This is a genomic window from Ruegeria sp. AH12, from assembly GCF_056541465.1.
Map to the genome: position 1 here is coordinate 130,184 of NZ_JBQFYL010000004.1, position 24,703 is coordinate 154,886.

Consider the following 24,703-nt stretch of genomic DNA (forward strand, 5'->3'; position numbering starts at 1 on the left):
CTTGCAGAAACCAAGCGGGAACGCGTCGTGTTTACAAAGAAATACCACGCGCCTCTTGACCTTCCTGTCACTGGAACCCTCATCTAGGCATTAGCGTAGGATTGGGATGAGTCGGATGGCGGACGCTCAACAGATAAAGATAAAAATTACAGGAATGAACTGCGCCTCCTGCGTTGCGCGGGTCGAAGCCGCGTTATCCGGCAGCGAAGGTGTCGAAACCGCCACGGTCAATTTTGCGACACAGTCAGCGCAGGTGACCGGCAATACAGCTATGTCTGTATTGAGTGACGCATTGGAACAGGCCGGGTATCCTGCCGTCCTCGCAGACAGCGTTCTAAAGATTGACGGCATGAACTGCGCGTCATGCGTTTCCAAGATCGAACGGTCGCTGGCCAAAGCGTCGGGCGTTGTTCGCGCCGATGTCAATCTGGCCACCCAGACAGCGCTTGTAACCTATGCCGAGGGAAGTACCACGCCCGCCATTCTTGCAGGGATCGTTACCGATATAGGCTATCCCACACAGGCGAACTCGTCAGAGGCGAATAACAGTTCGAACACGACTGAGGCGACCGACCTGCGCCGTGCGACGCTTCTTGCGGCAGTCCTAGCCCTACCGGTGTTTATCCTTGAAATGGGTGGTCACTTGGTCCCCGCCTTTCATCATTTGGTTCACGGAACAATCGGGGTACAGACCAGCCAGCTAATTCAGTTTGCACTAACCTCTGCCCTGCTGATCGGACCGGGGCGCATATTCTATCAAAAGGGTATTCCAGCGCTGCTGCGCGGCGCGCCAGACATGAATGCCTTGGTCGCGTTGGGAACGGGTGCTGCCTATCTGTATTCGGTCACGGCCGTTTTTGCGCCTGGGCTGTTGCCTCAGGGGTCAGCCAATATCTATTTCGAGTCTGCCGCCGTGATCGTGGTGTTGATCCTTCTCGGTCGCTGGCTAGAGGCGCGAGCAAAAGGCAAGACCGGCGCTGCAATTCGCAGGCTGGTCGGGTTGCAGCCCAAAACCGCTCGTGTCGAGATTGAGGGCGAGACCCAAGACCTCCCAATTGCTGAGATAGCCGCCGGTGATATCCTGCACATCCGCCCGGGAGAGCGCATTCCGGTCGACGGGCAGATACTGGAAGGCAGCACCTATGTCGACGAGAGCATGATCACGGGCGAGCCCATCCCTGTGGGCAAAACTGCCGGTGATCCTGTTGTCGGCGGAACCGTCAACGGAACCGGAGCATTGAGAGTTGAGTCCACACATGTGGGGGCTGACACCGTATTGGCGCAGGTCATTCGAATGGTAGAACAGGCGCAGGGGGCCAAACTGCCAATTCAGGGTTTGGTCGACCAAATCACCTATCGGTTTGTTCCTGCAGTTATGGTCATTGCGTTACTGACGGTGACTACGTGGCTGTTATTCGGCCCGGCATCTTCCTTATCACACGCTCTGGTCGCGGGGGTTTCGGTTCTGATTATCGCCTGCCCCTGCGCCATGGGTCTGGCCACACCAACCTCGATCATGGTGGGAACGGGCCGCGCGGCTGAACTGGGCGCGCTGTTCCGCAAAGGCGACGCCTTGCAGCAATTGCAGCAGGCAAAGGTGATTGCTTTGGACAAAACCGGGACGCTGACCCTTGGACGTCCCGAACTGGACAGCGTGACCCCAGTCAATGGATTTGCCTCGTCTGATGTTCTGCGGATTGCCGCGGCTTTGGAGGCGCGGTCTGAACACCCTATTGCAACCGCAATCACTCGCGCTGGCCCCGCCAATTTACCCGAGGCCTCAGAGGTTCAGTCGCTCACCGGCCTTGGCCTGCAGGGGCGGGTCGAAGGTCAATCCGTTTCAATTGGCTCGCAATCACTCATGGATCAGCTTGGGATTTCGGTAGGTGACCTGCAGCCAGAGGCCGATACCCGTGCCGCCGAAGGCGCAACACCCTTGTACATGGCCATTAACGGGCAGTTGGCGGCAGCGATTTATGTCTCGGACCCGATCAAACCCGGCACGCCCGAGGCGCTGGCGCGCTTGCGCGAAACAGGTGTGACCCTGGCCATGGTCACGGGCGACAACGCGCGCACGGCTCAGGCACTGGCGGATCGTTTGGGCATCAATCACGTCACGGCGGAGGTTCTGCCCGACGGAAAAAGAGGCGCGATTGAAGAGTTGCGTGACAAGTTTGGCACGGTGGCTTTTGTCGGCGATGGTATCAACGATGCCCCCGCCCTCGCAGCCGCAGACATCGGCGTGGCGATTGGGACCGGTACGGATGTGGCAATCGAAACCGCTGATGTGGTCCTGATGTCTGGCGATCTGCGCGGAGTTGCGAACGCTGTCGAAATCAGCCGCCAGACATTGCGCAACATTCGCCAGAATCTGGGTTGGGCATTCGGGTATAACATTCTGCTGATCCCTGTCGCTGCGGGTGTCCTCTATCCCTTTGGGGGGCCTCTACTGTCACCGGCATTGGCCGCCGGGGCCATGGCCCTGTCGAGCGTCTTTGTCGTTTCCAATGCCCTGCGCCTTCGCCGGGTCAGGGCTGATTTACCCTATGTCAGGACCAGCACATCGAAAGAGGCAACCGCATGAATATTGGAGATGTCGCCACCCGCACAGGTCTGCCCGCGAAGACCATCCGTTATTACGAAGAGATCGATCTGATCAAACCGCTGCGCGACGACAATGGCTATCGTGTTTTTCGCGCGCAGGATTTGCATAAGCTGAATTTCCTCGGACGTGCCCGCGCGTTGGGTTTCACGATTGAGGATTGCCGGACCCTGCTTGCCTTGTATGAGGATGAGACCCGCGCGAGCGCAGACGTGAAACACGTCGCCCGAGATCATCTGGCGCAGATCGATGCGAAAATCGCGGATCTCAAAGCCATGCGGGATACGCTAGGCCATCTGATCGATGCCTGTGCTGGGGATGATCGGCCCGATTGTCCGATCTTGCAGGATCTTGGCGGCAAATCCTGACACGGGGTTGCCCTTTGTGCGCAGCTTTGCTTTGTCTCTGCCCAACTGGTCTTGCCTGCGGAACGTCGCCGGCCTCCAGGCCCGATATCAGAGAGGTTTTTCAAAATGGCAAAAGTCGCTTTTCTAGGCCTGGGTGTCATGGGATACCCCATGGCTGGGCATTTGCAGGCTGCCGGTCATGACGTAACCGTCTACAATCGCACCGCTACAAAGGCCCAAGCCTGGGTGGACCAACATGGTGGGTCAATGGCGACCACTCCGCAAGCTGCCGCGCAGGGGGCCGAGTTTGTCATGGCCTGTGTCGGCAATGATGATGACCTGCGTATGGTCTGCACAGGCGATGATGGGGCCTTTCACGGTATGGCCTCAGGCACAACGTTTGTCGATCACACCACGGTTTCTACTAAAGTGACCCGCGAGCTGTATGCGGCGGGTCAAGGCAAGGGCATCGCCTTTGTGGATGCCCCAATCTCGGGCGGTCAGGCCGGCGCCGAGAATGGCGTTCTGTCCATCATGTGTGGCGGGGATCAGACCGCTTACGAAGCTGCCGAACCCATCATGCAGGTCTATTCGAAAATCTGCCGTCGGATCGGTGACAGTGGCGCAGGACAGATGACCAAGATGTGCAATCAAATCGCCATCGCCGGTCTGGTTCAGGGCCTCAGCGAAGCGCTGCATTTTGCCGAAAAGGCCGGGCTGGACGGCCGTTCGGTGGTCGAGGTGATCAGCCAGGGCGCGGCGGGCAGCTGGCAGATGGCCAACCGGTATGAAACCATGCTTGACGATCATTTTGATCACGGATTCGCCGTGGATTGGATGCGTAAAGATCTGGGAATCTGCCTGGATACCGCCAACGAAACCGGGGCGTCGTTGCCTGTAACGGCTTTGGTTGATCAATTCTACAAGGATGTGCAAAAGCTGGGCGGTGGACGGTGGGATACGTCTTCTCTGTTCAAACGTTTACGCGCCTTGGATTGACGCGGAGGGGGGGGCTGTCTACCCCCCGGCCGCGCCTGTTGGCGCGTCTCCCCCCGAAGATATTTTTTGGCCAGATGAAGGATGGATCCTTCGGTCAGAAGGATAAGATATGAGCGACATAGGTGCTTTCTGGACTTCGGCCTTGCGCGTGCAATGGGGGCTTGAGGCGCGTTTGACGCGCTTGGATGGCGAGTATGATCTGAACTTTCTGGTCGAGGCCAAGAACGGGCAGGATTATGTGCTCAAGATCATGCGTGCAGGATGTGAAACCGGCCTTGTGGAACTGCAAATCAAGGCATTGGCGCATATTGCCGCCGCCGCGCCAGGGCTGCCCTTTCCAAAGGTATTTGCCGATCTGAATGGGGACCTTTTGCCCGAAATTCAGGACGAAGCAGGCACCCCCCGGCTTGTTTGGTTGCTGGAGCGCTTGCCCGGTCAATGCTACGCCAAGACCGCGCCCAAGAGCGAGGAGCTGATCCTAAAACTGGGGCGTGTTCTGGGCGCGACAGATCGTGCGTTGGAGGGGTTCACACATGAAGCCTTGGAGCGACCGGATTTCAAATGGGACCTCATGCAAGCGGGTTGGATTGAAGCGCATCTGGATGCTATTTCAGACCCGGATCGGCGTGGGTTGCTCGCCGAGATAACACAGCGGTTCAAGGCGCTTTCTGATCAGCTTGTCCGCTTGCCAAAGCAGGCCATTCACAATGACGCAAATGACTACAATATTCTGATCGATGGCGATTTTGGGCAACGTCATACGGTTTCGGGCCTGATCGATCTGGGCGATATGTGTGCGGCCCCTCGGGTTTGCGATCTGGCGATTGCGGGTGCCTATGTCGTTCTGGACCACCCCAAACCCGAACGCGCGCTGACCGCATTGGTGCGCGGATACCATGCCGCAAACCGCCTGAGCACTCAGGAGATCGATCTGATCTGGCCGCTGCTGCGCATGCGTCTGGCGGTGTCGGTCGTAAACTCGACCCTGATGGCCGCCGAGAATCCGGACGACCCTTATGTCACGATTTCGCAAGCGCCCGCATGGCGGTTCTTGGAGAACGCATCCGTCAATGGCGGCCTGATGTCTGCACGCCTGCGCGCAGCCTGCGACCTGCCCGTGACCGACGGGGCCGATCGTGTTCTGGCCTTCCTTGCCGAACATCGCGGCGGGTTCGCCCCGATGTTCGGGGAAGATCTGAGCGACGCCTCTATGGGGTCCTTGTCGGTTGAAAACTCGGTCTGGCCACAGAACCCGTTCCATATGCCGCTGGAAGAAGCGGCGCGCGTGGGGGAGGAGTTCGGGAATGGGCTTTGGCTGGGCTACTATAACGAACCGCGTCTGATCTATGCAGAGCCAGGGTTTCGCAAGGGTCCTTGGAAAGCCTCGGACCGGCGGACCGTGCATCTGGCCGTGGATGTATTCGCCCCGGCCGGTGCTGCGCTGCATGCGCCACTGAGCGGGCGGGTTGAGGTCGCAGAGAACCGCGACATGCATCTGGACTATGGCGGCGTTGTAATCCTGCGTCATGAAACACCCGAGGGCGATCCGTTTTACACGCTCTACGGTCATCTGGACCCTGAGATTTGTGAGCGGCTGCAGCCCGGCGACCCGGTGGCACAAGGGGCCGCTTTTGCCCAGCTTGGGGATGCCAGCCAGAATGGCGGATGGGCCCCGCATGTCCATTTCCAGCTGGCGCTGACCACGGACGGGATGGAGAGCGATTGGCCCGGCGTTGGTGATCCCGACGAAATGTTCCTATGGCATAAGCTCTGCCCAAATCCAGCGGCGCTGCTGAATCTGCCGGACGATAAGGTCTTCTATCAGCCAACCGACAAAAGCACTGTTTTGCAGGGTCGGCATGATCATTTCGGCGGCAACCTCAGCCTGACTTACGATGACCCGGTCATGCTGGTGCGGGGCTGGAAACATCATCTATTCGACGAATGGGGCCGCCCCTATCTGGACGCGTACAACAACGTCCCGCATGTGGGGCATGCGCATCCGCGGATACAGGCCGTTGCTGCGGATCAGCTGAAACGGATGAATTCAAACACGCGCTATCTGCATCCGGCACAAACGGAGTTTGCAGATAAGATATTGTCCAAACTGCCCGATCATTTGCAGGTCTGTTTCTTCGTCAATTCCGGCACCGAAGCCAATGAGCTTGCCCTGCGACTGGCCCGTGCCCATACCGGCGCCAAAGGGATCGTGACACCGAATCATGGATATCACGGCAACACCAATGCAGCGGTGGCGATTTCCGCTTACAAGTTCAACAAACCCGGCGGTGTTGGGCAGGCCGATTGGGTCGAACTGGTTGAGGTGGCTGACGACTTTCGCGGATCTTTCAAACGAGACGACCCCGACCGCGCCTCAAAATTCGCCGCGCTTGTGGACCCAGCCATTGCCGCACTGCGTGACAGAGACCATGGGATAGCCGGCTTTATCGCTGAAACCTTCCCCTCGGTTGGGGGGCAAATCATCCCTCCGAAAGGATATCTGCCTGCGGTTTACGAGAAAATCCGCGCCGCCGGGGGCGTTTGTATCGCCGATGAGGTGCAAACGGGACTTGGCCGTTTGGGGGAATACTACTTCGGCTTCGAACATCAGAGGGCTTTGCCCGATATCGTCGTGTTAGGCAAACCCATTGGCAATGGCCACCCCCTAGGCGTTGTGGTCACCACAAAAGAGATCGCCCGAAGCTTCGACAACGGCATCGAGTTCTTTTCGACCTTCGGCGGCTCAACCCTATCCTGTCGGATCGGCAAAGAAGTGTTGGATATCGTCGATGACGAAGGCCTGCAGGGCAACGCACGGGACATGGGCGCACGGTTGATCGCAGGGCTGAAACAAATCGAATCTGATTTCGCCTCCGTCGGGGATGTACGCGGAATGGGGCTGTTCCTGGGGGTTGAATTGATCAACCCTGATGGCTCGGAAAGCACAGAGATCTGCCAATATGTCAAAAACCGGATGCGTGATCACCGCATCCTGATCGGCAGCGAGGGGCCCAAGGACAACATCCTGAAAATTCGCCCCCCTCTCACAATCGAGGCCGAAGATGTGGATATGATCCTATGGGCTCTGCGGGATGTCTTGTCAGAGGTTGGAGATTATACTCCTGCACCGGCGTGCGATCATGATCACCATCACGCCGGATGCGGGTGTTGTTAGTGGACTAGTGCAAAACGGTTGACGGTGTCTGATGACCGGTGCTTGGCAGCGGTACAGATTTCGTCATCCGGCGCAGGGCAAACCCCAAATCCTCGGACAATGACGCCAAAGCGGGGGCAAAATCCGGACGCACGATCAAAGACGCCATCATCATGGCATCCTCGCGTGCACCATCAGCCGCCGCCCCGATCATCTGCGCGAAACAGCTCTCATCAGCACCAAGGCAAGCGCATCCAAGGCCATGCCGCACCAGAGGGCGGCGACCGTGATTGGCGCATAGCGAACATAGCCTGTCCAGCGTCAGCATCGCGGCCTGTCCCTGATCCGCGCCCAGCGCAATATCAAAGTCGCTTGCGGCGTCTGCACGGCCTGCAGGGCCATCACCCCACAGCCGCAAATACATCACCGCACCTGCTTCGATTGGGCTCAGGTCGGACAGCCTGCCAACAGCTGCACCGCCCCGAGGTGATGCGCCGTTCATTTCGTAAGGATCAGCTTACCCGCGCGGGTGATCCGCAGCGTATACAGTTGGTCCCCCAGCTCGATATGCGCAAGATTGCCGCCTTTGGTCAGATCATCGGCTTTGTAGGATGGCAAGATGGACATTGAATAAGACTGGCTAGGATTCGGGTTCTGCACGTTCATCGGTCAACTCCAGAAGGTTCAAGGCAAACGTCTGGTCTGTTCGCGTTTCTCAGGTTCTGGCTGACCCGAAACCGGGTTGGCTCTCTGTCTTGCTCATTAATCTGATTAATTTAGTAAGGTATGTCAAGCACCCAATCTCACAACGCCAAAGATTGATGGTTTACCGCCCAAGAACCGGCGCGCTAAACAGCAAATCAAACGGCAATGAAGGAATTTGACCTATGGCAGCGGCAATCATTTTCGACCTTGATGGAACGCTTGTCGACAGCCTTGGAGATATCGCAACAGCGACCAACCGTACGCTGGAGGACATCGATTTTCCGCCGATACCGAAAGAAGTCATTGCCTCTTTCGTAGGCAATGGCCTGCCCAAACTGGTAGAACGTATGATCCGGCATGTGGGACTTCCTGCAGAAAGACACACCGAATTGAACAAACGCATGCGCGCCCATTACGACGCCGCTGCCAGCAGCACGACAGTTCCTTACCCGGGCATCCCTGATGCGCTAGAAGAGTTGCAGGCCGAGGGCCATACCTTCGGGGTCTGCACGAACAAACCCGAAGCCCCTGCACGCCACATTCTAGATGCGCTGGGTCTGTCGCGATTCTTCGGTGTGGTCCTGGGCGGAGACAGCATGGCTATGCGCAAACCGAATCCTCGGCATCTGCTGGCCAGCTTTGACGCCTTAGACAGCGCAGGGCCGCGCCTGTTTGTCGGCGACAGCGAGGTTGATGCAGAAACAGCAGTCCGTGCTGACGTTCCGTTTCTATTGTTCACGCAGGGCTATCGAAAAACACCCGTTGTAAAGATTCCACACACAGCGGCCTATGATCACGCAGCAGAGTTGCCATCGCGGGTCGCCCAACTGCTTGAGGTGAAGTGACCCCAAACTAAGTGAGGGGCCGGCCAGAAGGGGGTATAGGCCAGCCCCTCATCGGGGAAAAACTATTTGGTCGCGTAGGACCTGATAGACTTCACCTTGATACAGCATCACAAACTGACGCGATATTGGGGGTTTCCCGTAGGGAAACAAAAAACATAAAAAATGTTGGATTGGGGCGCCGTGTCAGGGCCTAAATTCCATTTCATCGTACATCCGCGAAGCTACTAAAAATATTTTTCGCCATATGAAAAATCCTGAATTCCACGTACCGTTCGCGAAAGATGAAGGAGGGCCCGAATTTGGACATTCAGAAACGACCGCGCGGCAGGCCCAAATCGCTATTCAAGGAAAGTTCCGCTGGGACGCTGCAATCTCTGGATCGCGCGTTGGAGGCGCTCAGCACCCTCGCCCGGCTTGAACGCTGCACCCTCAGCGATCTCAGCCGCGAAACGGGAATACCCACCGCAACCACTCACCGCATCCTGACCACGCTGGCCAAGCACAGCTTTGTCCGGTTCGACGATATGCGCCAGGAATGGATGATTGGGATCGAAGCCTATCGCGCCGGGGCTTCGTTCCTCAAGCGCAATAGCGTGATCGAGGTGTCGCAGCCCATCATGCACCGACTGATGAACGATACCGGAGAAACGGCAAATCTGGCAGTACCCGATGCGAGTGACGTTGTATTTGTCGGCCAGATCGAAACCAAAAACCCGATCCGCGCGTTCTTTCCGCCCGGTGCACGGTCACCAATGTATGCCTCGGGCATCGGCAAGGCCATCCTGTCAGCGATGGAGCCTGAGGCCGTTTCAAGGGTATTAGCGGCGAGTGAACCCAAGACTTTTACCAACCGAACGCTAAGTGATCCCAAGGCGCTGATGGCTGATCTTGAAACCACACGGCAGCGTGGGTGGTCCTATGACATAGAAGAACGCTATGTAGGGATGTCCTGCATCGGCGCGGTGATCTTCAACGAACAGAACAGTCCATGCGCCGGGATTTCAGTCTCTGGTCCGACGGTCCGCTTCAACCCTGATACATTTGAGAACCTTGGCAGGCTGGTTGCCGAAGCCGCGCGCGATATTACCTTGGCGGTCGGCGGGCGCCCCCGATAGTTCAGATGTCCTGCCCTGGAGGGTCCAGCAAACCACCCGGCTGCAACAAGGCGCGTTCTGACAGCCATGGATTAAGCTCCAGCGCTTGTTTCAGTGTGGCCCTGGCCTCGTCCAGCCGTTTCAAACCCATCAAAGACAACGCCCGCCCACTGATTGCGGCAACATGGTTCGGCGACAATTCAATGGCCACATCAAGGTCTTGCAAGGCCGATCCGAAATCCTGCCTGAGGTAGTTCACAAAGGCCCGCTGGTTGTAGCCTTCGGCAAATTCCGGGCAGTATTCAACCAGCTGATTCAGTTCCTCCAAAGCTCCGACCAGATCCCATGCCTCGCGCCGTGCCATACCACGATCCAGCAGGGTCTGTGACTTTGCGTCAGGCGCATCTGTCCAAAGCTCCCACATCTGGTTGGAATACGTACGCGCCAAAACCTCAGACTCGGCTTGTTGAAGCTGTGAAATCAGATCGCTCACCCCCTGCGTATGATCCGGAGCATCCGGGCAGGTTTGCGCGGCTGCGGATGTTGTCAGGGCGGCGCCAATGATCAGGCTGTGGACCATCTGTGTCATATAGCAAGGATGGCCCTGTTCCGCGTTCTGTCAAGTTGCAGGGAAATGACCCGGTGCGGCATAAGCTGTTCTTGACGTTGGGCCTGGAAAAGCCCAGCGTCGCGCCATGTTTCCGATCCGCGATCATAACCCCTCGGGGCGTACACCCTATGTCGTCTACACACTCATGGCCGCCAATATCCTTATCTTTGTTAGCTATGTGGGGATCATGAATGACGCGCCGCTGATCAACCGGTTGTACTACGACTACGCGATCATTCCCGCGCGGATCGCGGATGGCTATGCATTCGAAACCTTTTTAACATCCATGTTTCTGCATGGCGGTTGGATGCACCTGGCGGGCAACATGCTGTTTCTATGGATTTTCGGCGACAATCTGGAAGATGAGATGGGTCATCTTCCCTTTCTCCTGTTCTACCTTGTGACCGGAGTCGGCGCCGGGTTGATCCATGTCATCACCGCGCCAGATTCGGTGGTGCCAACGATCGGCGCGTCTGGCGCAATTGCCGGGGTGATGGGTGGCTATCTTCTGCTGTTCCCAAAGGCCCGCGTCGACATCCTGCTGATCCTGATCGTGTATTTCCGCGTGTTTTCGATCCCGGCCTTTGTAATGCTAGGTGTCTGGTTGGGAATGCAATTTATGGGCAGCCTGAACAGCAACCCCGACGAAGGCGGCGTTGCCTATTGGGCCCATACTGGAGGGTTCTTTGTCGGGCTGATCCTGTGCATTCCACTATGGTTGAAACGCGGTGGCGCGGCATATTGGGATCGCACGCATGGCCATCCGCCGCATCCCGAAGCGAAATACAAACTGTCACAATCCCGCATCCCGCGTATACCGCGCAGGTAAGAGGTTTAGCCCCGGATCACCTTGGCAAAGCTGTCAAAGATCGGCTCGTTGGCGCAGATCACTTCGCCATCGTCCAGAACGCTGCCCTCGGGGTTCAGAGGTTGAACAAATCCACCGGCCTCTTTCACGATGATGATGCCTGCGGCCAGATCCCATGCGTTCAGGCGGCGCTCCCAGAAGCCTTCGTAGCGACCGGCGGCCACATAGGCCATATCGAGCGCAGCAGCGCCCCAACGGCGCACACCGGCACAAGCGGGCATCAGGCGCGCAAGGTCTTGCAGGGTCGCCGGCAAGTCGGACCGGCCACCGAAAGGCAAACCTGTCGAGAAGATCGATTCAATCATGCGATGACGGCCGGAGACGCGAATCCGCATGTCGTTCATCCAGGCGCCCTCGCCTTTTTCGGCGAAGAACATCTCGTCCTTGGCGGCGTCGTAGATCACACCGGCAACGATCTTGCCTTTGTGCTCCAGCGCGATCGAGACCGCCCAATGCGGCAGCCCGTGCAGAAAGTTGGTTGTACCGTCCAGCGGATCGACGATCCAGCGGCGAGTCGGATCTTCACCATCTATCGAACCGCCTTCTTCGGCCAGCCAGCCATAGGTCGGACGCGCGCCCAGCAGTTCCTCTTTCAGAATGGCTTCAGCAGCGATATCGGCCTTGGACACAAAATCGCCCGCGCCCTTCATCGACACCTGCAGGTTCTCGACTTCTCGGAAATCCTTGACCAGAGACCGCCCCGCCTTGCGCGCGGCTTTGATCATGATGTTGAGATTTGCACTGCCAACCATTGTGAAAAGGCTCCTGTCCGGTCAAACCGCGCGTATACTGATGCAATGCGCCCTTGCCAAGAGGAATGATGCGCATAGCAGCCCCGCCGAAAATGCTGCTACTGAGCCTGCAACTTCCGCGCCTCGTCCCGCGCCAATTTGACCAATTCCTGCACGAAGGGTTTTTCAAGGTCTTCCGAGCGGACAGCGGCATACAGACGGCGGGTGATCCCCTCTTTCGTCAATGGCCGGGTAACGTAGTCCGAGTTGTATTTGACCTCGCGCACGACCCAATCCGGCAGGACGGAAATGCCCCTGTTCGAGGCGACCAGCAGTAGGATTACAGCGGTCAGCTCGACCTGCCTGATGGTGGCCGGTTCGACCCGCGCTGGGATCAGCAACTGGCTGAAAACGTCCAGACGTGTGCGTTCGACCGGATAAGTAATCAGGGTCTGACCCCGAAAATCCTCAGCCTCGATATAGTCCTTATCGGCCAGCGGATGCGACGAGGCGGCGACAAATACAGCATTGTAATCAAAGAGTTCGACAAATTCGACACCCGGCAGATCTTCGGGGTCGGAAGAGACGACCAGATCAACCTCTTCCTTCTGCAAAGCGGGCAAGGCGTCAAAGGCCAGACCGGGGCGAATGTCCACATCAACATCGCCCCAGGATTTCCGAAACGATTCCAGCACCGGAAACAGCCATTCGAAACAGGCATGGCACTCGATCGCGATATGCATGCGACCTGTGCGCCCATCACGCAGCGACGTGAATTCCTGCTGCGCGGCTTCGACCTGCGGCAGGATCTGTTCGGCCAACCGCAACAGGCGCAGACCGGCAGCAGACAGTTTCATCGGCTTCGACCGGCGCAGGAACAGCTCGACCCCGGCCTGATCCTCCAACCCTTTGATCTGATGGCTCAGCGCAGATTGTGTGATGTTCAGCTGGTCGGCCGCACGCGCCAGGCCACCGCATTCATGGATGGCTTTGATGGTCCGCAGGTGCCGGAACTCGATATGCATATGTCGCGCAACTCATGTTGTTCTTGAAGAATATGAATTTGTCTCACATCGCTTCACATGGCACAAGAGGTTCAATTGATCCTACGAGGCCGTGATGACCAGACCTGAAATTTCATTTGAGTTCTTTCCGCCGAAAACACTTGAGGCGTCATTTCGTCTTTGGGACACGGTGCAGACACTGGCCCCGTTAGAGCCTCGCTTTATCTCAGTCACCTATGGCGCCGGTGGCACCACACGAGAGCTGACGCGGGATGCAGTTGCGACGTTGCACAAGTCGTCTGGCTTGCCGGTTGCGGCGCATCTGACTTGCGTTGATGCGTCGCGTCAGGAAACGCTGGAGATCGCAGACAGGTTCGCCCGCGCGGGCGTCGAGAACATTGTGGCCTTGCGCGGTGATCCACCAAAAGGGCAGAACAAGTTCGTCCCTCATCCCGACGGCTTCGCCCATTCTGTCGAACTGATCGAAGCGCTGGCCGAGACCGAGATGTTCAGCATCCGCGTTGGAGCCTATCCCGACAAACATCCCGAGGCCAGGGATTTCGCGGCTGATATCGACTGGCTAAAGGCAAAGCTGGATGCTGGTGCAGATGAGGCGCTGACCCAGTTCTTCTTTGAGGCCGAGACCTTCTTCCGCTTCCGCGATGCGTGTGAGAAGGCCGGGATCGACAAGCCCATCGTGCCGGGCATCCTGCCGATTGAAAACTGGAAGGGCGCACGCAGTTTCGCCCAGCGCTGCGGCGCGCATATCCCGGAATGGGTCGAAAACGCTTTCGAAAAAGCCCTGCGCGATGACCGCGAAGATCTGCTGGCCACTGCACTGTGCACCGAGCTGTGTTCTGACCTAATTGAAGGCGGCGTGGACAAGCTGCATTTCTACACGCTGAACCGTCCGGAACTGACCCGCGATGTCTGCTTTGCATTGGGGATCAACCCGAAAACCGAGCTTCAAAACGTCGCCTAACAAACCCGTTTCTTTTGGATTTCTGCCCGGGCCGCATCGCGGTCTGGGCTTTTTGTATTCTAAGGCTCAGTTGCTGCCGCATTGTGGCTCTGCCCAAGGCTAGCGCTGAATTCAAAACAATCCACAAACCATGCACGTATTGTCATTCCTGAACAGCCCAATACTCTGTAAAAATTGACAAAAATGTGACGATCCTGAAACTCGGATCATGTGTTTGTAAAGAGTGTATTGAGTATGGAACAGACTGATAAGGTAAAGGCGCGCAGGGACGCACTCGCGGACCTCGGGTTGGACCCCAATGCCGCTCCGGATGATATCCGGGATGCGTGGCGGCGCATCGCCTTTCACGCCCATCCCGATCACACGGGTGGGGATTCTGCAAACTTCGCACGGGCCAAAGCGGCCTATGATTATCTGCGCAAAGAAGGCTTGACCGTCAAAGGCGCCAACAACGGGCCCAGCCAACCGCGGCGACCACGTCTGCGGCGGCGCATTATCGAGCTGGAGCCCGAAGATATCGCCAATTGTGTGGCCATGTTGGACCCGAGCCGTGCCTTGCCAAGTGCGGAATCGCATAGTGCCACTGACCCTGACGCGGCCACGCTTGCGGAATCGGATCATGTCCCTGACGCAGTTGGATACTATGGGCGCAATCTGACTTATTTTGTGCCAACGCCAGTGTGTGAAGGCGCAAATCGTATTGCTCTGCCGACCTCGGTTCTAAGCTCATCGAGAAACAGCGAAACCGAGGTTCTGAGCTTTCAGTCAAACGACCAAGGCGCTGGTGAGGTCGTCATTCCGGATACGATCTGCGAAAGCAAATTCCCCGGCGCGAAAAGCGTGCGCATTCGGTTCGAAGCTGATCAGGCGATCCGGAACGAATACTGGCTTGCCAGCTGATCAGCATAAGGCCCGGCTTGTGGGGGTAAGCCGGGCCTTGTTTCGTGAGTGGTCGTTTAGTTGCTAACCGGACCTTCCGAGGTGAATTTGGGGATAACACTGGTCGACGCATCACCGGTTTCAATGCCCGGCCAGTTGCCTTCGGCCAGATTGATATTGCCCGGCACATCTTCTTCCCAGAAGCCGACCACAACATCCGTGATGTTCAGATACAGTTTGTCATCAACGATGCGCCACAGGTTCGGGTTCGCCGGGACCTTGCCGCCTTTTGAAACGCCATAAGCGCAGTGGCCATCATACTGGGGCGCATAGTAGGCCGGGTTTTCCAGAAACTTGTCGCGGTTCTCTTCGGTGGAAAACGCCCAGGTCGCACCGTTATATTCAGCTGTAATATCCGCGTTTCCACGAACGCCTGATGGCTGACTTTGGCCAACAGGAACCTGATCCAGGTTGCGATAGGCAACCACGTCATAGCCCGAGACGGCAAATCCGGTGCCGTCAACGTATTGCGGGCCGGCGAAGGCCGGAACAGCCAGTGTCATGGCCGCAGCGAAATTCAAAGCAAAGCGTTTCATATGGTCATTCCTTTTCTAGGTCATGTGCCCAAGGGCGCCGTGTTGGCGGGACTGCGCTAACAATAAGCGAATTTGTTTCCCGTCGTAGCCCTGCTCGCGCCGCTGTGACCCAGAACGAGAAATCGTGAGATGTTCGCCGGGGAATATTACAGGAAGCACCGATAGGCGGGGTTGGACTCGGAAGATTGCAACATTAGCTGTAGGAGGATCGGGCGCGCGGGCACCCGGATTTGGTAAGAAAGGCACCAGATGAGCGATCAATCCACATATACTCCCCCCAAGGTCTGGACATGGGACAGCGAAAGCGGCGGGCGATTTGCTAACATCAACCGGCCTATCGCGGGCGCGACCCATGACAAGGATCTTCCCGTTGGACGCCATCCTTTGCAGCTGTATTCGCTGGCCACGCCAAATGGCGTCAAAGTTACCGTGATGCTGGAAGAGCTGTTGGCGCTGGGTCACGAAGGTGCCGAATATAATGCCTGGTTGATCAATATCGGAGAGGGTGATCAGTTCAGCTCGGGATTTGTTGGGGCCAACCCGAACTCGAAAATCCCTGCGCTTTGGGATCGCTCCGGCGACGAACCGCTCCGCGTTTTCGAAAGCGCCTCGATCCTGTTTCATCTGGCCGAGAAGTTCGACGCCTTCCTGCCCAAGTCCGGCCCGGAACGGACCGAGGTGATGAACTGGGTGTTCTGGCAGATGGGCAGTGCGCCATATCTGGGCGGCGGTTTTGGCCATTTCTACGCTTATGCGCCTGAAAAATGGGAATACCCGATCGACCGGTTCGCAATGGAAACCAAGCGCCAACTGGACGTTCTGGACCGGGAACTGGCAGAAAAAACCTATATCGCGGGCGAAGATTACACCATCGCCGACATGGCCATCTGGCCCTGGTATGGGCAACTTGTTCTGGGCCGCCTCTATGACGCTGCAGAGTTTCTGGATGTCGAATCCTACAAAAACGTCATGCGTTGGGCCAAAGCGATTGACGCGCGTCCGGCGGTTCAAAGAGGCCGCATGGTCAACCGCCCGTTTGGTGAGCCGCATACCCAATTGCATGAACGGCATGAGGCCAGCGATTTCGAAACACGCACGCAGGACAAGCTGGAAGCAGCGTCCGAATAAAACAGATCACGTCTTACGCGGTGCTGTCACAGCGCCGCGTAAGACGTAGCCCGTTACTTCAGGATTGGCGGCTTTTCGGGGTCACTCCCCGGGGCGGGGCGTATAGTATCCGGTTGTTCCGGCTGTGGCAGGTCGAACCGCAAGCCTGTTTTTGCCAGCAGCCCAGCCGCGACGTCATCCATGGCGAAGAACCCAACATCCATCGCACCCGCCTCGACACCTGAAAAGGTCAATGCCTCGGATGCGGCCTTTGCCAGAGCCGCCTCCGCCCCCTCAATCGCGCCTACGAACCCCAGCAAATGCCCTGTTGCACCGTGTTCTGATTTCGTCGCGACCAGATAGGCCGACTGGGCCAACCCACCGGCGGTGGCCAGCTTTGTATCCAGTGCGGTCAGCAGATTGTCGGGCAGCCCTTTGGGTGGCAGAAACTCAGCAATCCTCTCCTGCACTTCTTCCGGGCCGTGCTGCAAGGTCGTCGCCAACCAGCCCAGCGCCTGGGCCGGGATCAACATCGATGACGGGGCCAACTCCAGGTTCAGGCCCAGGCCGATCCCCTGCCCCGCAAGCATCGATGACAGCGCCCGACCGGACAACGCAACATAGGGCACCGGACGATCCGCAAACTGTGCCAGCCTGTCTTCGCGATCAAACGCCAGCACAAATTGCCCGTCCGCTACGTCGAACACCTCGGGTGAGATGTTGTCGCCCTGGGCCTCTTCGGTCAGCATCAGGAACAGTTCACTATCTGCCAAACGCTCAAAAAACCTCAGCCGGGCTTTGTCATCGTTCGGGGCGGCGTGCATCGCGGCGTGGGCCGTATCCAATGCCGTTGTTTCAGTCATCCAGTACCTCTTGCACCCTGGCCCGCAAAACTGGCAGCAGCTCGGCTTCGAACCACGGGTTTTTCTTTAACCATGCCGTATTGCGCCAGGACGGATGAGGCAAGGGGAAGACATGTGGTGCGTGGGACTTCCAATCTTTGACCGTATCTGTGACGGAACTACGCGCACCAAGGTGGTACTTATGGGCATGGCCACCTACAAGAACCGTTAGCGGGACCTTGCCAAGCGTCTCGACCACGCGATCATGCCATGTCTTTTGGCAAATCGCAGGAGGCGGCAAATCCGCGCCCTTGGCGTCATAGCCCGGAAAACAAAGGGCCATGGGCACAATGGACAGCTTGGCCCGGTCGTAGAAGACGGAATCATCAATGCCCAACCAAGCGCGTAATCGATCCCCAGAGGGATCCGTGAACGGGCGGCCCGACTCGTGTACGCGGGCGCCAGGCGCCTGCCCCGCTATCAGGATAGGTGTACCCGGCTTAAACCAAACGACCGGTCGCGGCGAATGGGCCGTCTCGGTTTGCGCAAATTGATCGGCGCAAAGGCGGCAAGCTTGAATCTCATCGATCAGATTGACCATGGAATGTAACCTGTCCCTTCCAACCGCTGGCGCATATTGATGATTTGTTTCATAATTCGACATAATGTAGCCAACATGGACCGATAGGAAATGCACCTCATCGCCATGTGATAAGAGCGACACAATACTGGATTGAGCAGCAGAGAGCAGATGCTTGAGTTCGAGAATGTCAGCAAATCCTTCTGGACCGGGACCAGCCGAAAGGTGATCCTGGATCAGGTCTCATTCCGGGTTGAGCTGGGAAAATCGCTTGGTGTCCTCGCCCCCAATGGAACCGGAAAAACCACACTTATCAATATGATGGCCGGGTTGGAAAAGCCGGATGAAGGGGTCATTCGCCGTGACTGCAAAGTGTCCTTTCCAATGGGATTTACTGGCGGTGTGTCCAGCAAAATGTCGGCGTTAGAAAACGCGCGCTACATCGCCAAAATCTACGGCATGGACCCCGATTATGTTGAGGCCTATTGCAGTTGGCTTTGCGGTTTGGGTGAATACTTTAACCAACCGCTTGCGACCTATTCCTCGGGGATGCGGGCGCGATTCACCTTTTCGCTGCTGCTGGCGCTGGATTTCGACATGTATCTGATTGATGAGGGGATGCCCTCCTCCACGGATGTTGAGTTCAACAAAAAAGCCGGGGACATCTTACAGGAGCGTCTGCGCACGACGACCTTGGTGATTGTATCGCACAGCCCCGAAACACTAGAGAAGTTTGCCCAACAGGCAGCGGTTCTGTTGGACGGGCAGCTTTACATGTTTGAAACCTTGGAAGAGGCAAAACAGCTATATGACTACGAAACCCAAGGTTAGAAAGTACAATCTGGGCCGCAAGCGGCAGGTCGATGCCTCGGCCGAGGCGCGCGCGGACGCTATTGCGCGCATTCGAAACGCCACACAAAGCCCCGCCGCCGCCAATGAATCCCAGCCCGGAACAGAACTGGACGACATAAAGCGCGAAGGTCTGACCGGGCGCCAATTGCGCATCGCACGACGTCTTGCCCAAAAGCACGGGCTTGCAGCGTCCTCGGACTATGACGCTGTGCGCCTGCTGCGCAAAAAGGGCATTGATCCGTTCGAGCGGACCAATCTGCTCGAACTTGCCGCCGCAAAAGAGCCGGGTGCAGACGCAAATCCCGGCAGGCCCAAAGACAAGGTCCGGGTTCAGCTGCCCCAAACCACGCAGGAAAAACAGTACAGTGTTCCGGGCCCTGAAATGAGCCCGGCCGAGCGGCGCAACCTGGAAATCGGGCAAATTCAGAAAGAGATCGCGCGCAGGCGGCGCATCAAGCTGTTCACCCTATTCGCCAGATTGGCCGCGTTTGTTCTGCTGCCTACCTTTGTCGTAGGGTTCTATTTCTACCGCATCGCGACGCCGATGTATGCCAGCAACTCCTCGTTCTCGATCCTGCAAGCGGATGCTGCGGGCGGCTCTGTAGGCGGCCTGCTGTCGGGCACACAATTCGCCACGGCACAGGATTCGGTTTCAGTGCAGGATTTTCTGGAATCAAAAGAAGCTTTGCTGCTGTTGGACCGGGATGCGGGGTTCACTGAAGTGTTCAAGCAGGATTGGATCGATCCGGTCCAACGTCTGGCCCCAGACGCGACACTTGAAGAGGCATATAAGCTTTATAAGCGCATCGTAACGATCGGATACGATCCTACCGACGGAATTATCCGGATGGAAATCATCGCCCCGGACCCGCAAACCTCGACCGAGTTTTCTGAGCGCCTGATTTCCTACGCAGAAAGTCGTGTGAACACGCTGTCTGGTGAAAAGCGTGATGACCAAATGCGCGATGCGCTTGAAAGTTTCGAGGCCGCGCAAGAGGCGCGCAGGCAAGCCCAGGAAGACCTGATCGAACTACAGCTTCAAGGCGCGGTTCTTGACCCCGAAAACGTTCTTGCAGGTCTGCGTGGTCGGATTAACGAGATCGAGATTTTGCTGCAGGACAAACGCCTTGAGCTGGCCGCCCTGCTGGACAATCTGCGCCCCAACCAGGCCAAGGTCGACGGAGTGAACGGCGATATCGCCCGGCTGGAAAACGTACTTGACGAGCTGAATGCCGAGATGCTGGATGTCTCGGCAGGCGAAAACTCGCTAGCCCGCCTCAGCGTTCGGATTCAAATGGCACAGGCTGATTTGGTCGCACGGGATATGTTGCTGCAAACCGCGATGCAGTACATGGAAACCACACGAACCGAGGCCAACCGGCAGGTGCGGTATCTGACCGTCTCGGTCAATCCCGTACCAAGCCAAGATCCCAGCTATCCGCGCAAGTTCGAAAATACGATTTTGGCTTTCCTGTTGTTTGCTGGTATCTACCTGATGATCTCGCTTACCGCGTCGGTCCTTCGTGAACAGGTATCCTCGTAAAACACATGAAACATGTCAAAATCTCCGACCTGACGGTCGGCAACGATCTTCCGCTGACCATTATTGCCGGTCCGTGCCAGCTTGAAACAGCCGATCATGCCCAGATGATTGCGGGCAAGATGAAAGAAGCCTGCGACGCCGCGGGCGCGCAATACGTGTTCAAAGCCTCTTATGACAAGGCCAACCGGACCTCGCTGTCGGGCAAACGTGGCATGGGTATTGATGCGGGGCTGAAGGTTCTGGACGGCATTCGCAAAACCATCGGTGTGCCGGTGTTGACAGACGTCCACACCGAAGCCCAATGCGCCATCGCAGCAGAGGCGGTGGATGTATTGCAGATCCCGGCCTTCCTGTGCCGCCAAACGGATATGCTGTTGGCTGCAGGAAATACGGGCGCTGTGATCAACGTTAAAAAGGGGCAGTTTCTGGCCCCTTGGGAAATGCCGAACATCATCTCGAAGATCGAAAGCACCGGCAATCAGAACATCTTGTTGACCGAGCGTGGCACATCCTTTGGCTACAATACCTTGGTGGCCGATATGCGCTCGCTGCCTCAAATGGCTCAGACCGGTTACCCCGTCGTCATGGATGCAACTCACTCGGTGCAGCAACCAGGCGGCCAAGGCGGGTCATCTGGCGGCCAGCGTGAATTCGCGCCCGTGATGGCGCGCGCAGCGGTGGCAGTCGGCGCAGCGGCAGTTTTCATGGAAACGCACCAGGATCCGGACAATGCGCCTTGCGATGGTCCGAACATGATTTATCTGGACCAAATGCCAAAACTCATCGACACATTGATGCGTTTCGATGCGCTTGCCAAAGCGAACCCCATCCAGATTTAACGATTGAGTACTGTTGTGACCAAACCCATCCCCAAGGTGTCCCCAAACACCTGGCGCTTTCTGCGCGACGCGATGATCAAGCCCACAGGATTTCGGGAATACGACGCGCGCTGGAAATATCCCGAAGAGATCAACCTGCCCGGGATGACGGCGCTTGGCCTGGGTTTGGGCACACAAATTCAGCGGCGCGGGATCGAGCCTGTCATAGCGGTTGGAAACGACTACCGCGACTACTCCCTATCGATCAAAAACGCACTGATCCTGGGGCTGATGCAGGCGGGCATTCAGGTCAAGGATATTGGCCCCGCGCTTAGCCCAATGGCCTATTTCGCGCAGTTCCACCTGGATGTTCCGGCCGTAGCCATGGTTACGGCTAGCCACAATCCAAACGGCTGGACCGGTGTGAAAATGGGGTTCGAGCGTCCGCTGACTCACGGCCCGGATGAGATGGCCGAACTGCGTGACATCGTTCTGAGCGGCGAAGGGCAGCCCCAATCAGGTGGATCATATGAATTCGTCGATGGCGTGAAAGACGCCTATATCGATGATCTTGTCGGTGATTTCAAAATGACCCGCCCGCTGAAAGTGGTCTGCGCCACCGGCAACGGCACAGCCTCAGCATTCGCGCCCGAAGTCCTTGAACGGATCGGGGTTGAAGTCGTGCCCAGCCACACCCGGCTGGACTACACATTCCCCAACTACAACCCCAATCCAGAAGCCATGGAGATGCTGCACGACATGGCCGATACCGTTAAATCAAGCAGTGCCGATCTGGCGCTTGGCTTTGACGGGGACGGCGATCGCTGCGGTGTTGTCGATGACGAAGGCGAAGAGATTTTCGCCGACAAGGTCGGTGTCATCATGGCCCGTGATCTTGCCAAACTACATCCAGGTGCGACCTTTGTTGCGGATGTGAAATCCACTGGCCTGTTCGCCAGCGACCCAGAACTACAGGCCATGGGGGTCAAAGCCGACTATTGGAAAACCGGGCACAGCCACATGAAACGGCGCGTCAAAGAGATTGGCGCTTTAGCAGGGTTTGAGAAATCCGGGCATTACTTTCTGGCCGAACCGGTCGGGCGTGGTTACGACTGCGGCATGCGCGTCGCTGTTGAGATCTGCAAGCTGATGGATCGCAACCCGGACCAAAGCATGTCGGACCTGCGCAAGGCCTTGCCCAAGACATGGTCCACACCAACCATGTCGCCCTACGCGTCGGATACCGAAAAATACGATATTCTGAACCGGCTGGTCGACAAGCTGGTCGCCAAAGCAGAAGCGGGCGAAAGCCTTGCGGGCCGCGCGATCAAAGAGGTGGTGACCGTCAACGGTGCCCGCGTCATTCTGGATAATGGTAGCTGGGGATTGGTGCGTGCGTCTTCGAACACACCCAACTTGGTGGTTGTTTGCGAAAGCAGCAAAAGCGAGGCCGAAATGCGCGCCATCTTCGCGGATATCGATGCTGTCATCCGATCAGAACCCGGTGTCGGCGACTACGATCAGACCATTTGAGGGTGTTGGGGGCAAAGCCCCTACCCGTTAGCTCTCAATCACCGCCGAACAATTTCAGCAGGCCTTTCTTGGCCTCTTCCTCCAGCTTGTTCTTCAGGGCATCTTCAATCTGATCGCTATCGGTGACTGTTGTGTCCAGCTCTTGCCCAACCTTGTCAAATACCTTCTGTTTGGCGCTGTCTTCCAGTTCCTTGACCTTCCCTTCAGCCGCAGCCTCGATGACTTTCGTCAGATCGGGTTTGATCGAGGGGTTGCTCCACGGCCCCTCAATACGCACCGGCACCGAAATACCATCGCCAGAATTGGCCCGCAGCGCGGTTGGTGTGAACAGATAGTCGATGCTACGAGCACCCAGATTGACGCTGCCTTTGCCATCGGCGCGGAAATTCTTAAGCGACATCAACAGGTCATCATTGGTCAGTACACCTTTGTCGATCACATAGCTGGCGGTCAGGCTGTTAAACACCGTTGTGCCGCCTGATCCTGTGCCGCGGCCCATAAGCCGATCCAGATCAAAGCCTGAGATCACACCAGTCTCAACATCTACGTTGCCCTTGCCACTAAGTGAGCGCATGATCTGATCTTCGGTCTGCCCCACCCCCAGAAACTCGACCGCCCCTGATGCGGTACCGGACAGGCGTTCTACCCCCGCCAGTGTCGTTAACGCCTGTTGCAGATTGAGGCCACTGGCTTTCAGGTTGCCGCCCACGGACAAGCCGTTTCGATTGTTCGCGACCACCTGCCCGTTAAGCTGACCGGAAAACAACGTCGCGGGGTGCATTTCCAACACCGCGCGCGCGCGATCCAGATTAAGTGTAAGGTCCGACGCGCCAAACTCCATCCCCGGAACCGCAATAGACTTCGCGGTCAGGCGAATTTGGCCATTCGCCAGAGACAAGGCCGATGCATCAATCGGGTCTTTGGACCAGCCTTCGCTGGCCGAGGGCGCCGAGCCCCCATCCGATCCCTCCACCGCACCAGTTGCTTTGGTGAGATCCAACGCCCCCGCGTCCAACCGGGCGACGATGTTCGGCGTCGTGGCAATCGTGATATCGGCTTCGCCCGCAAAACGGTTGTTGTCAAGCTGGGCCACCATATCGCGCAACGACACCTTGCCGTCTTTTGTGTAGGTCATCTGGGTCGAGATATCCGCCGTCTGGCCCAAGCCATAGGGAACGCCGACACCTCCCTGCCCAAAAGCGGCTAACATCTTTTCAGTGCTTTGGGTGGTGATTTGCGTCTTTCCGTCCATCTCTCCGGACAGGTTGACCCGACCGTCGAACCCTATCTCGCCACCAGGCGCTTTCAATGACAGTTCTAGGGGCGTCACCTCACCAGCGGAAAACGCGGGAAGATCGGGGATCTTCAGGTCCACCTGCACCGCACCGCCCGGCACACCCATGTTGGCCTGCATGACCATAGGGGCCGACACATCAGGCCAGCTGGCCGACAGCGTCACACCCGAGAAATCCATCTGGGTTTCGCCGTTTTCAATGTAGATGAGGCGCGCATCCGTAAGCTCTAACCGTTCCAGCGTCACCGCTGCACTCGATTCGGTTGGTGCTGTGCCAGAGGTGCTGCCACCTCCGGACGATGCAGAAGAAGGCGCGCCCAACACCCAGTTTCCCCGCCCCTCCGACAGTTCGAGGCGCAGAACGGGATTATCCGCAAAGACACGTTTGATCTTTAAATCCCCCGCCAGCAGAGCGGCGGCATCAACACCCACTGCAAGGCTTTGCGCGCTTAGCATCGGTTCGGGACCGGCCCAAGAGGCGTTGCCGAATGTCACCGGACCGGTCTCCATCCCCAAAACCGGCCAGAACGACAGGTTTACGTCACCTGTCAGGGTCAGATCACGGCCTGTTTGGGCCTTCACCTGTTCGGACAGGATTGCCGCAAGCTTGTCGCCAGGCATCAGCAGTAAGGCGCCAATGACCAGCCCAACAACAGCGACAAGAATGAACAAGATGCGTATTAGCCATTTCATGTGTCTGCTCTCCACCTGCTGGCCT

The 24,703-nt window shown here is 57.3% G+C and carries 23 protein-coding genes; 14 read left to right on the forward strand and 9 right to left on the reverse strand.

Annotation, left to right across the window (positions count from 1 at the left end):
* Positions 1-115 precede the first annotated feature (115 nt).
* The 4 genes from ACR0EL_RS09445 (at position 116) to ACR0EL_RS09460 (ending at position 7,123) form a co-directional block, all read left to right on the forward strand.
* Positions 116-2,584 (forward strand): heavy metal translocating P-type ATPase, encoded by a 2,469-nt coding sequence (locus ACR0EL_RS09445; protein ID WP_480499591.1) that lies wholly within the window; start codon positions 116-118, stop codon positions 2,582-2,584.
* Complete coding sequence (cueR, locus tag ACR0EL_RS09450) at positions 2,581-2,970, forward strand: Cu(I)-responsive transcriptional regulator (RefSeq protein ID WP_353010549.1); 390 nt, start codon at positions 2,581-2,583, stop codon at positions 2,968-2,970. Before ACR0EL_RS09445 ends, cueR begins: the two co-directional genes overlap by 4 nt.
* A 105-nt stretch (positions 2,971-3,075) precedes the next feature.
* Positions 3,076-3,948 (forward strand): NAD(P)-dependent oxidoreductase, encoded by an 873-nt coding sequence (locus tag ACR0EL_RS09455; protein ID WP_480499592.1) that lies wholly within the window; start codon positions 3,076-3,078, stop codon positions 3,946-3,948.
* A 109-nt stretch (positions 3,949-4,057) separates the two neighbouring features.
* Positions 4,058-7,123: an aminotransferase class III-fold pyridoxal phosphate-dependent enzyme gene (locus tag ACR0EL_RS09460; RefSeq protein WP_480499593.1), complete on the forward strand. Its 3,066-nt coding sequence runs from the start codon at positions 4,058-4,060 to the stop codon at positions 7,121-7,123.
* 4 nt (positions 7,124-7,127) lie between these two features.
* On the opposite strand, the gene ACR0EL_RS09465 is transcribed toward ACR0EL_RS09460, so the two are convergent.
* Both ACR0EL_RS09465 and hemP read right to left on the reverse strand, forming a co-directional pair.
* Positions 7,128-7,604, reverse strand: a complete 477-nt coding sequence (locus tag ACR0EL_RS09465) for a hypothetical protein (protein ID WP_480499595.1) — start codon at positions 7,602-7,604, stop codon at positions 7,128-7,130.
* Positions 7,601-7,768, reverse strand: a complete 168-nt coding sequence (hemP, locus tag ACR0EL_RS09470) for a hemin uptake protein HemP (protein WP_170536364.1) — start codon at positions 7,766-7,768, stop codon at positions 7,601-7,603. The genes ACR0EL_RS09465 and hemP overlap by 4 nt, the downstream gene beginning before the upstream one ends.
* A gap of 221 nt (positions 7,769-7,989) precedes the next feature.
* Between hemP and gph the strand changes: the two genes are divergently transcribed.
* Positions 7,990-8,652: a phosphoglycolate phosphatase gene (gph, locus tag ACR0EL_RS09475; RefSeq protein WP_480499596.1), complete on the forward strand. Its 663-nt coding sequence runs from the start codon at positions 7,990-7,992 to the stop codon at positions 8,650-8,652.
* A gap of 299 nt (positions 8,653-8,951) precedes the next feature.
* Positions 8,952-9,767, forward strand: a complete 816-nt coding sequence (locus tag ACR0EL_RS09480) for an IclR family transcriptional regulator (protein ID WP_480499598.1) — start codon at positions 8,952-8,954, stop codon at positions 9,765-9,767.
* Position 9,768: 1 nt separating this feature from the next.
* Here ACR0EL_RS09480 and ACR0EL_RS09485 read toward each other — a convergent pair whose 3' ends face one another.
* Positions 9,769-10,335, reverse strand: a complete 567-nt coding sequence (locus ACR0EL_RS09485; RefSeq protein ID WP_480499599.1) for a tetratricopeptide repeat protein — start codon at positions 10,333-10,335, stop codon at positions 9,769-9,771.
* Positions 10,336-10,441: 106 nt separating this feature from the next.
* Here ACR0EL_RS09485 and ACR0EL_RS09490 point away from each other — a divergent pair, with 106 nt between their 5' ends.
* Positions 10,442-11,185, forward strand: coding sequence for a rhomboid family intramembrane serine protease (locus ACR0EL_RS09490; RefSeq protein ID WP_480499600.1), 744 nt, complete (start codon positions 10,442-10,444; stop codon positions 11,183-11,185).
* Between the two features lie 5 nt (positions 11,186-11,190).
* Here ACR0EL_RS09490 and ACR0EL_RS09495 read toward each other — a convergent pair whose 3' ends face one another.
* Together ACR0EL_RS09495 and ACR0EL_RS09500 are read right to left on the reverse strand one after the other, a co-directional pair.
* Positions 11,191-11,976 carry an inositol monophosphatase family protein gene (locus ACR0EL_RS09495; RefSeq protein WP_353010537.1) on the reverse strand — a complete coding sequence of 262 codons (786 nt, stop codon included), beginning with the start codon at positions 11,974-11,976 and terminating at the stop codon, positions 11,191-11,193.
* A 98-nt stretch (positions 11,977-12,074) separates the two neighbouring features.
* Positions 12,075-12,980 carry a LysR family transcriptional regulator gene (locus tag ACR0EL_RS09500; protein WP_480499602.1) on the reverse strand — a complete coding sequence of 302 codons (906 nt, stop codon included), beginning with the start codon at positions 12,978-12,980 and terminating at the stop codon, positions 12,075-12,077.
* Between the two features lie 94 nt (positions 12,981-13,074).
* Between ACR0EL_RS09500 and metF the strand changes: the two genes are divergently transcribed.
* Complete coding sequence (metF, locus tag ACR0EL_RS09505) at positions 13,075-13,941, forward strand: methylenetetrahydrofolate reductase [NAD(P)H] (protein WP_480499603.1); 867 nt, start codon at positions 13,075-13,077, stop codon at positions 13,939-13,941.
* A gap of 234 nt (positions 13,942-14,175) precedes the next feature.
* Positions 14,176-14,841 (forward strand): J domain-containing protein, encoded by a 666-nt coding sequence (locus ACR0EL_RS09510; RefSeq protein WP_480499604.1) that lies wholly within the window; start codon positions 14,176-14,178, stop codon positions 14,839-14,841.
* 56 nt (positions 14,842-14,897) lie between these two features.
* Here ACR0EL_RS09510 and ACR0EL_RS09515 read toward each other — a convergent pair whose 3' ends face one another.
* Entirely contained in the window at positions 14,898-15,416 is a 519-nt protein-coding gene (locus ACR0EL_RS09515; protein ID WP_480499605.1) for a YHS domain-containing (seleno)protein, read from the reverse strand.
* 249 nt (positions 15,417-15,665) lie between these two features.
* On the opposite strand from ACR0EL_RS09515, the gene yghU reads away from it, so the two are divergent.
* Positions 15,666-16,544 (forward strand): glutathione-dependent disulfide-bond oxidoreductase, encoded by an 879-nt coding sequence (yghU, locus tag ACR0EL_RS09520; RefSeq protein WP_480499607.1) that lies wholly within the window; start codon positions 15,666-15,668, stop codon positions 16,542-16,544.
* 53 nt (positions 16,545-16,597) lie between these two features.
* Here yghU and ACR0EL_RS09525 read toward each other — a convergent pair whose 3' ends face one another.
* Together ACR0EL_RS09525 and ACR0EL_RS09530 are read right to left on the reverse strand one after the other, a co-directional pair.
* Positions 16,598-17,386: an SseB family protein gene (locus ACR0EL_RS09525; protein ID WP_480499608.1), complete on the reverse strand. Its 789-nt coding sequence runs from the start codon at positions 17,384-17,386 to the stop codon at positions 16,598-16,600.
* Positions 17,379-17,966, reverse strand: a complete 588-nt coding sequence (locus ACR0EL_RS09530; RefSeq protein WP_480499610.1) for a uracil-DNA glycosylase family protein — start codon at positions 17,964-17,966, stop codon at positions 17,379-17,381. The genes ACR0EL_RS09525 and ACR0EL_RS09530 overlap by 8 nt, the downstream gene beginning before the upstream one ends.
* Positions 17,967-18,116: 150 nt before the next feature.
* Here ACR0EL_RS09530 and ACR0EL_RS09535 point away from each other — a divergent pair, with 150 nt between their 5' ends.
* From ACR0EL_RS09535 to ACR0EL_RS09550, 4 genes are read left to right on the forward strand one after another with little or no spacing between them, the layout of a single operon-like run.
* On the forward strand, positions 18,117-18,776 hold the full coding sequence (locus ACR0EL_RS09535; RefSeq protein WP_353010523.1) for an ABC transporter ATP-binding protein: 660 nt from the start codon (positions 18,117-18,119) through the stop codon (positions 18,774-18,776).
* A complete protein-coding gene (locus tag ACR0EL_RS09540) occupies positions 18,754-20,340 on the forward strand; it encodes a KpsE/RkpR family capsule polysaccharide export protein (protein ID WP_480499611.1) in 1,587 nt (528 codons plus the stop codon). Before ACR0EL_RS09535 ends, ACR0EL_RS09540 begins: the two co-directional genes overlap by 23 nt.
* 5 nt (positions 20,341-20,345) lie before the next feature.
* A complete protein-coding gene (kdsA, locus tag ACR0EL_RS09545; RefSeq protein ID WP_480499612.1) occupies positions 20,346-21,179 on the forward strand; it encodes a 3-deoxy-8-phosphooctulonate synthase in 834 nt (277 codons plus the stop codon).
* A gap of 15 nt (positions 21,180-21,194) precedes the next feature.
* Positions 21,195-22,691 (forward strand): phosphomannomutase/phosphoglucomutase, encoded by a 1,497-nt coding sequence (locus ACR0EL_RS09550; RefSeq protein ID WP_480499613.1) that lies wholly within the window; start codon positions 21,195-21,197, stop codon positions 22,689-22,691.
* A 34-nt stretch (positions 22,692-22,725) separates the two neighbouring features.
* On the opposite strand, the gene ACR0EL_RS09555 is transcribed toward ACR0EL_RS09550, so the two are convergent.
* Complete coding sequence (locus tag ACR0EL_RS09555) at positions 22,726-24,678, reverse strand: AsmA family protein (RefSeq protein WP_480499614.1); 1,953 nt, start codon at positions 24,676-24,678, stop codon at positions 22,726-22,728.
* Positions 24,679-24,703: the final 25 nt, after the last annotated feature.

What these genes read in the sequence shown, in the direction of transcription:
- yghU (WP_480499607.1), top strand. Translation starts at nt 15,666, where the DNA reads ATGAGCGATCAATCCACATATACTCCCCCCAAGGTCTGGACATGGGAC.
- metF (WP_480499603.1), top strand. Translation starts at nt 13,075, where the DNA reads ATGACCAGACCTGAAATTTCATTTGAGTTCTTTCCGCCGAAAACACTT.
- ACR0EL_RS09525 (WP_480499608.1), bottom strand. Translation starts at nt 17,386, where the DNA reads ATGACTGAAACAACGGCATTGGATACGGCCCACGCCGCGATGCACGCC.
- hemP (WP_170536364.1), bottom strand. Translation starts at nt 7,768, where the DNA reads ATGAACGTGCAGAACCCGAATCCTAGCCAGTCTTATTCAATGTCCATC.
- ACR0EL_RS09490 (WP_480499600.1), top strand. Translation starts at nt 10,442, where the DNA reads ATGTTTCCGATCCGCGATCATAACCCCTCGGGGCGTACACCCTATGTC.
- ACR0EL_RS09485 (WP_480499599.1), bottom strand. Translation starts at nt 10,335, where the DNA reads ATGACACAGATGGTCCACAGCCTGATCATTGGCGCCGCCCTGACAACA.
- ACR0EL_RS09455 (WP_480499592.1), top strand. Translation starts at nt 3,076, where the DNA reads ATGGCAAAAGTCGCTTTTCTAGGCCTGGGTGTCATGGGATACCCCATG.
- ACR0EL_RS09460 (WP_480499593.1), top strand. Translation starts at nt 4,058, where the DNA reads ATGAGCGACATAGGTGCTTTCTGGACTTCGGCCTTGCGCGTGCAATGG.
- ACR0EL_RS09500 (WP_480499602.1), bottom strand. Translation starts at nt 12,980, where the DNA reads ATGCATATCGAGTTCCGGCACCTGCGGACCATCAAAGCCATCCATGAA.
- ACR0EL_RS09510 (WP_480499604.1), top strand. Translation starts at nt 14,176, where the DNA reads ATGGAACAGACTGATAAGGTAAAGGCGCGCAGGGACGCACTCGCGGAC.
- ACR0EL_RS09465 (WP_480499595.1), bottom strand. Translation starts at nt 7,604, where the DNA reads ATGAACGGCGCATCACCTCGGGGCGGTGCAGCTGTTGGCAGGCTGTCC.
- cueR (WP_353010549.1), top strand. Translation starts at nt 2,581, where the DNA reads ATGAATATTGGAGATGTCGCCACCCGCACAGGTCTGCCCGCGAAGACC.
- ACR0EL_RS09555 (WP_480499614.1), bottom strand. Translation starts at nt 24,678, where the DNA reads ATGAAATGGCTAATACGCATCTTGTTCATTCTTGTCGCTGTTGTTGGG.
- ACR0EL_RS09530 (WP_480499610.1), bottom strand. Translation starts at nt 17,966, where the DNA reads ATGGTCAATCTGATCGATGAGATTCAAGCTTGCCGCCTTTGCGCCGAT.
- ACR0EL_RS09515 (WP_480499605.1), bottom strand. Translation starts at nt 15,416, where the DNA reads ATGAAACGCTTTGCTTTGAATTTCGCTGCGGCCATGACACTGGCTGTT.
- ACR0EL_RS09445 (WP_480499591.1), top strand. Translation starts at nt 116, where the DNA reads ATGGCGGACGCTCAACAGATAAAGATAAAAATTACAGGAATGAACTGC.
- kdsA (WP_480499612.1), top strand. Translation starts at nt 20,346, where the DNA reads ATGAAACATGTCAAAATCTCCGACCTGACGGTCGGCAACGATCTTCCG.
- ACR0EL_RS09535 (WP_353010523.1), top strand. Translation starts at nt 18,117, where the DNA reads ATGCTTGAGTTCGAGAATGTCAGCAAATCCTTCTGGACCGGGACCAGC.
- ACR0EL_RS09495 (WP_353010537.1), bottom strand. Translation starts at nt 11,976, where the DNA reads ATGGTTGGCAGTGCAAATCTCAACATCATGATCAAAGCCGCGCGCAAG.
- ACR0EL_RS09540 (WP_480499611.1), top strand. Translation starts at nt 18,754, where the DNA reads ATGACTACGAAACCCAAGGTTAGAAAGTACAATCTGGGCCGCAAGCGG.
- gph (WP_480499596.1), top strand. Translation starts at nt 7,990, where the DNA reads ATGGCAGCGGCAATCATTTTCGACCTTGATGGAACGCTTGTCGACAGC.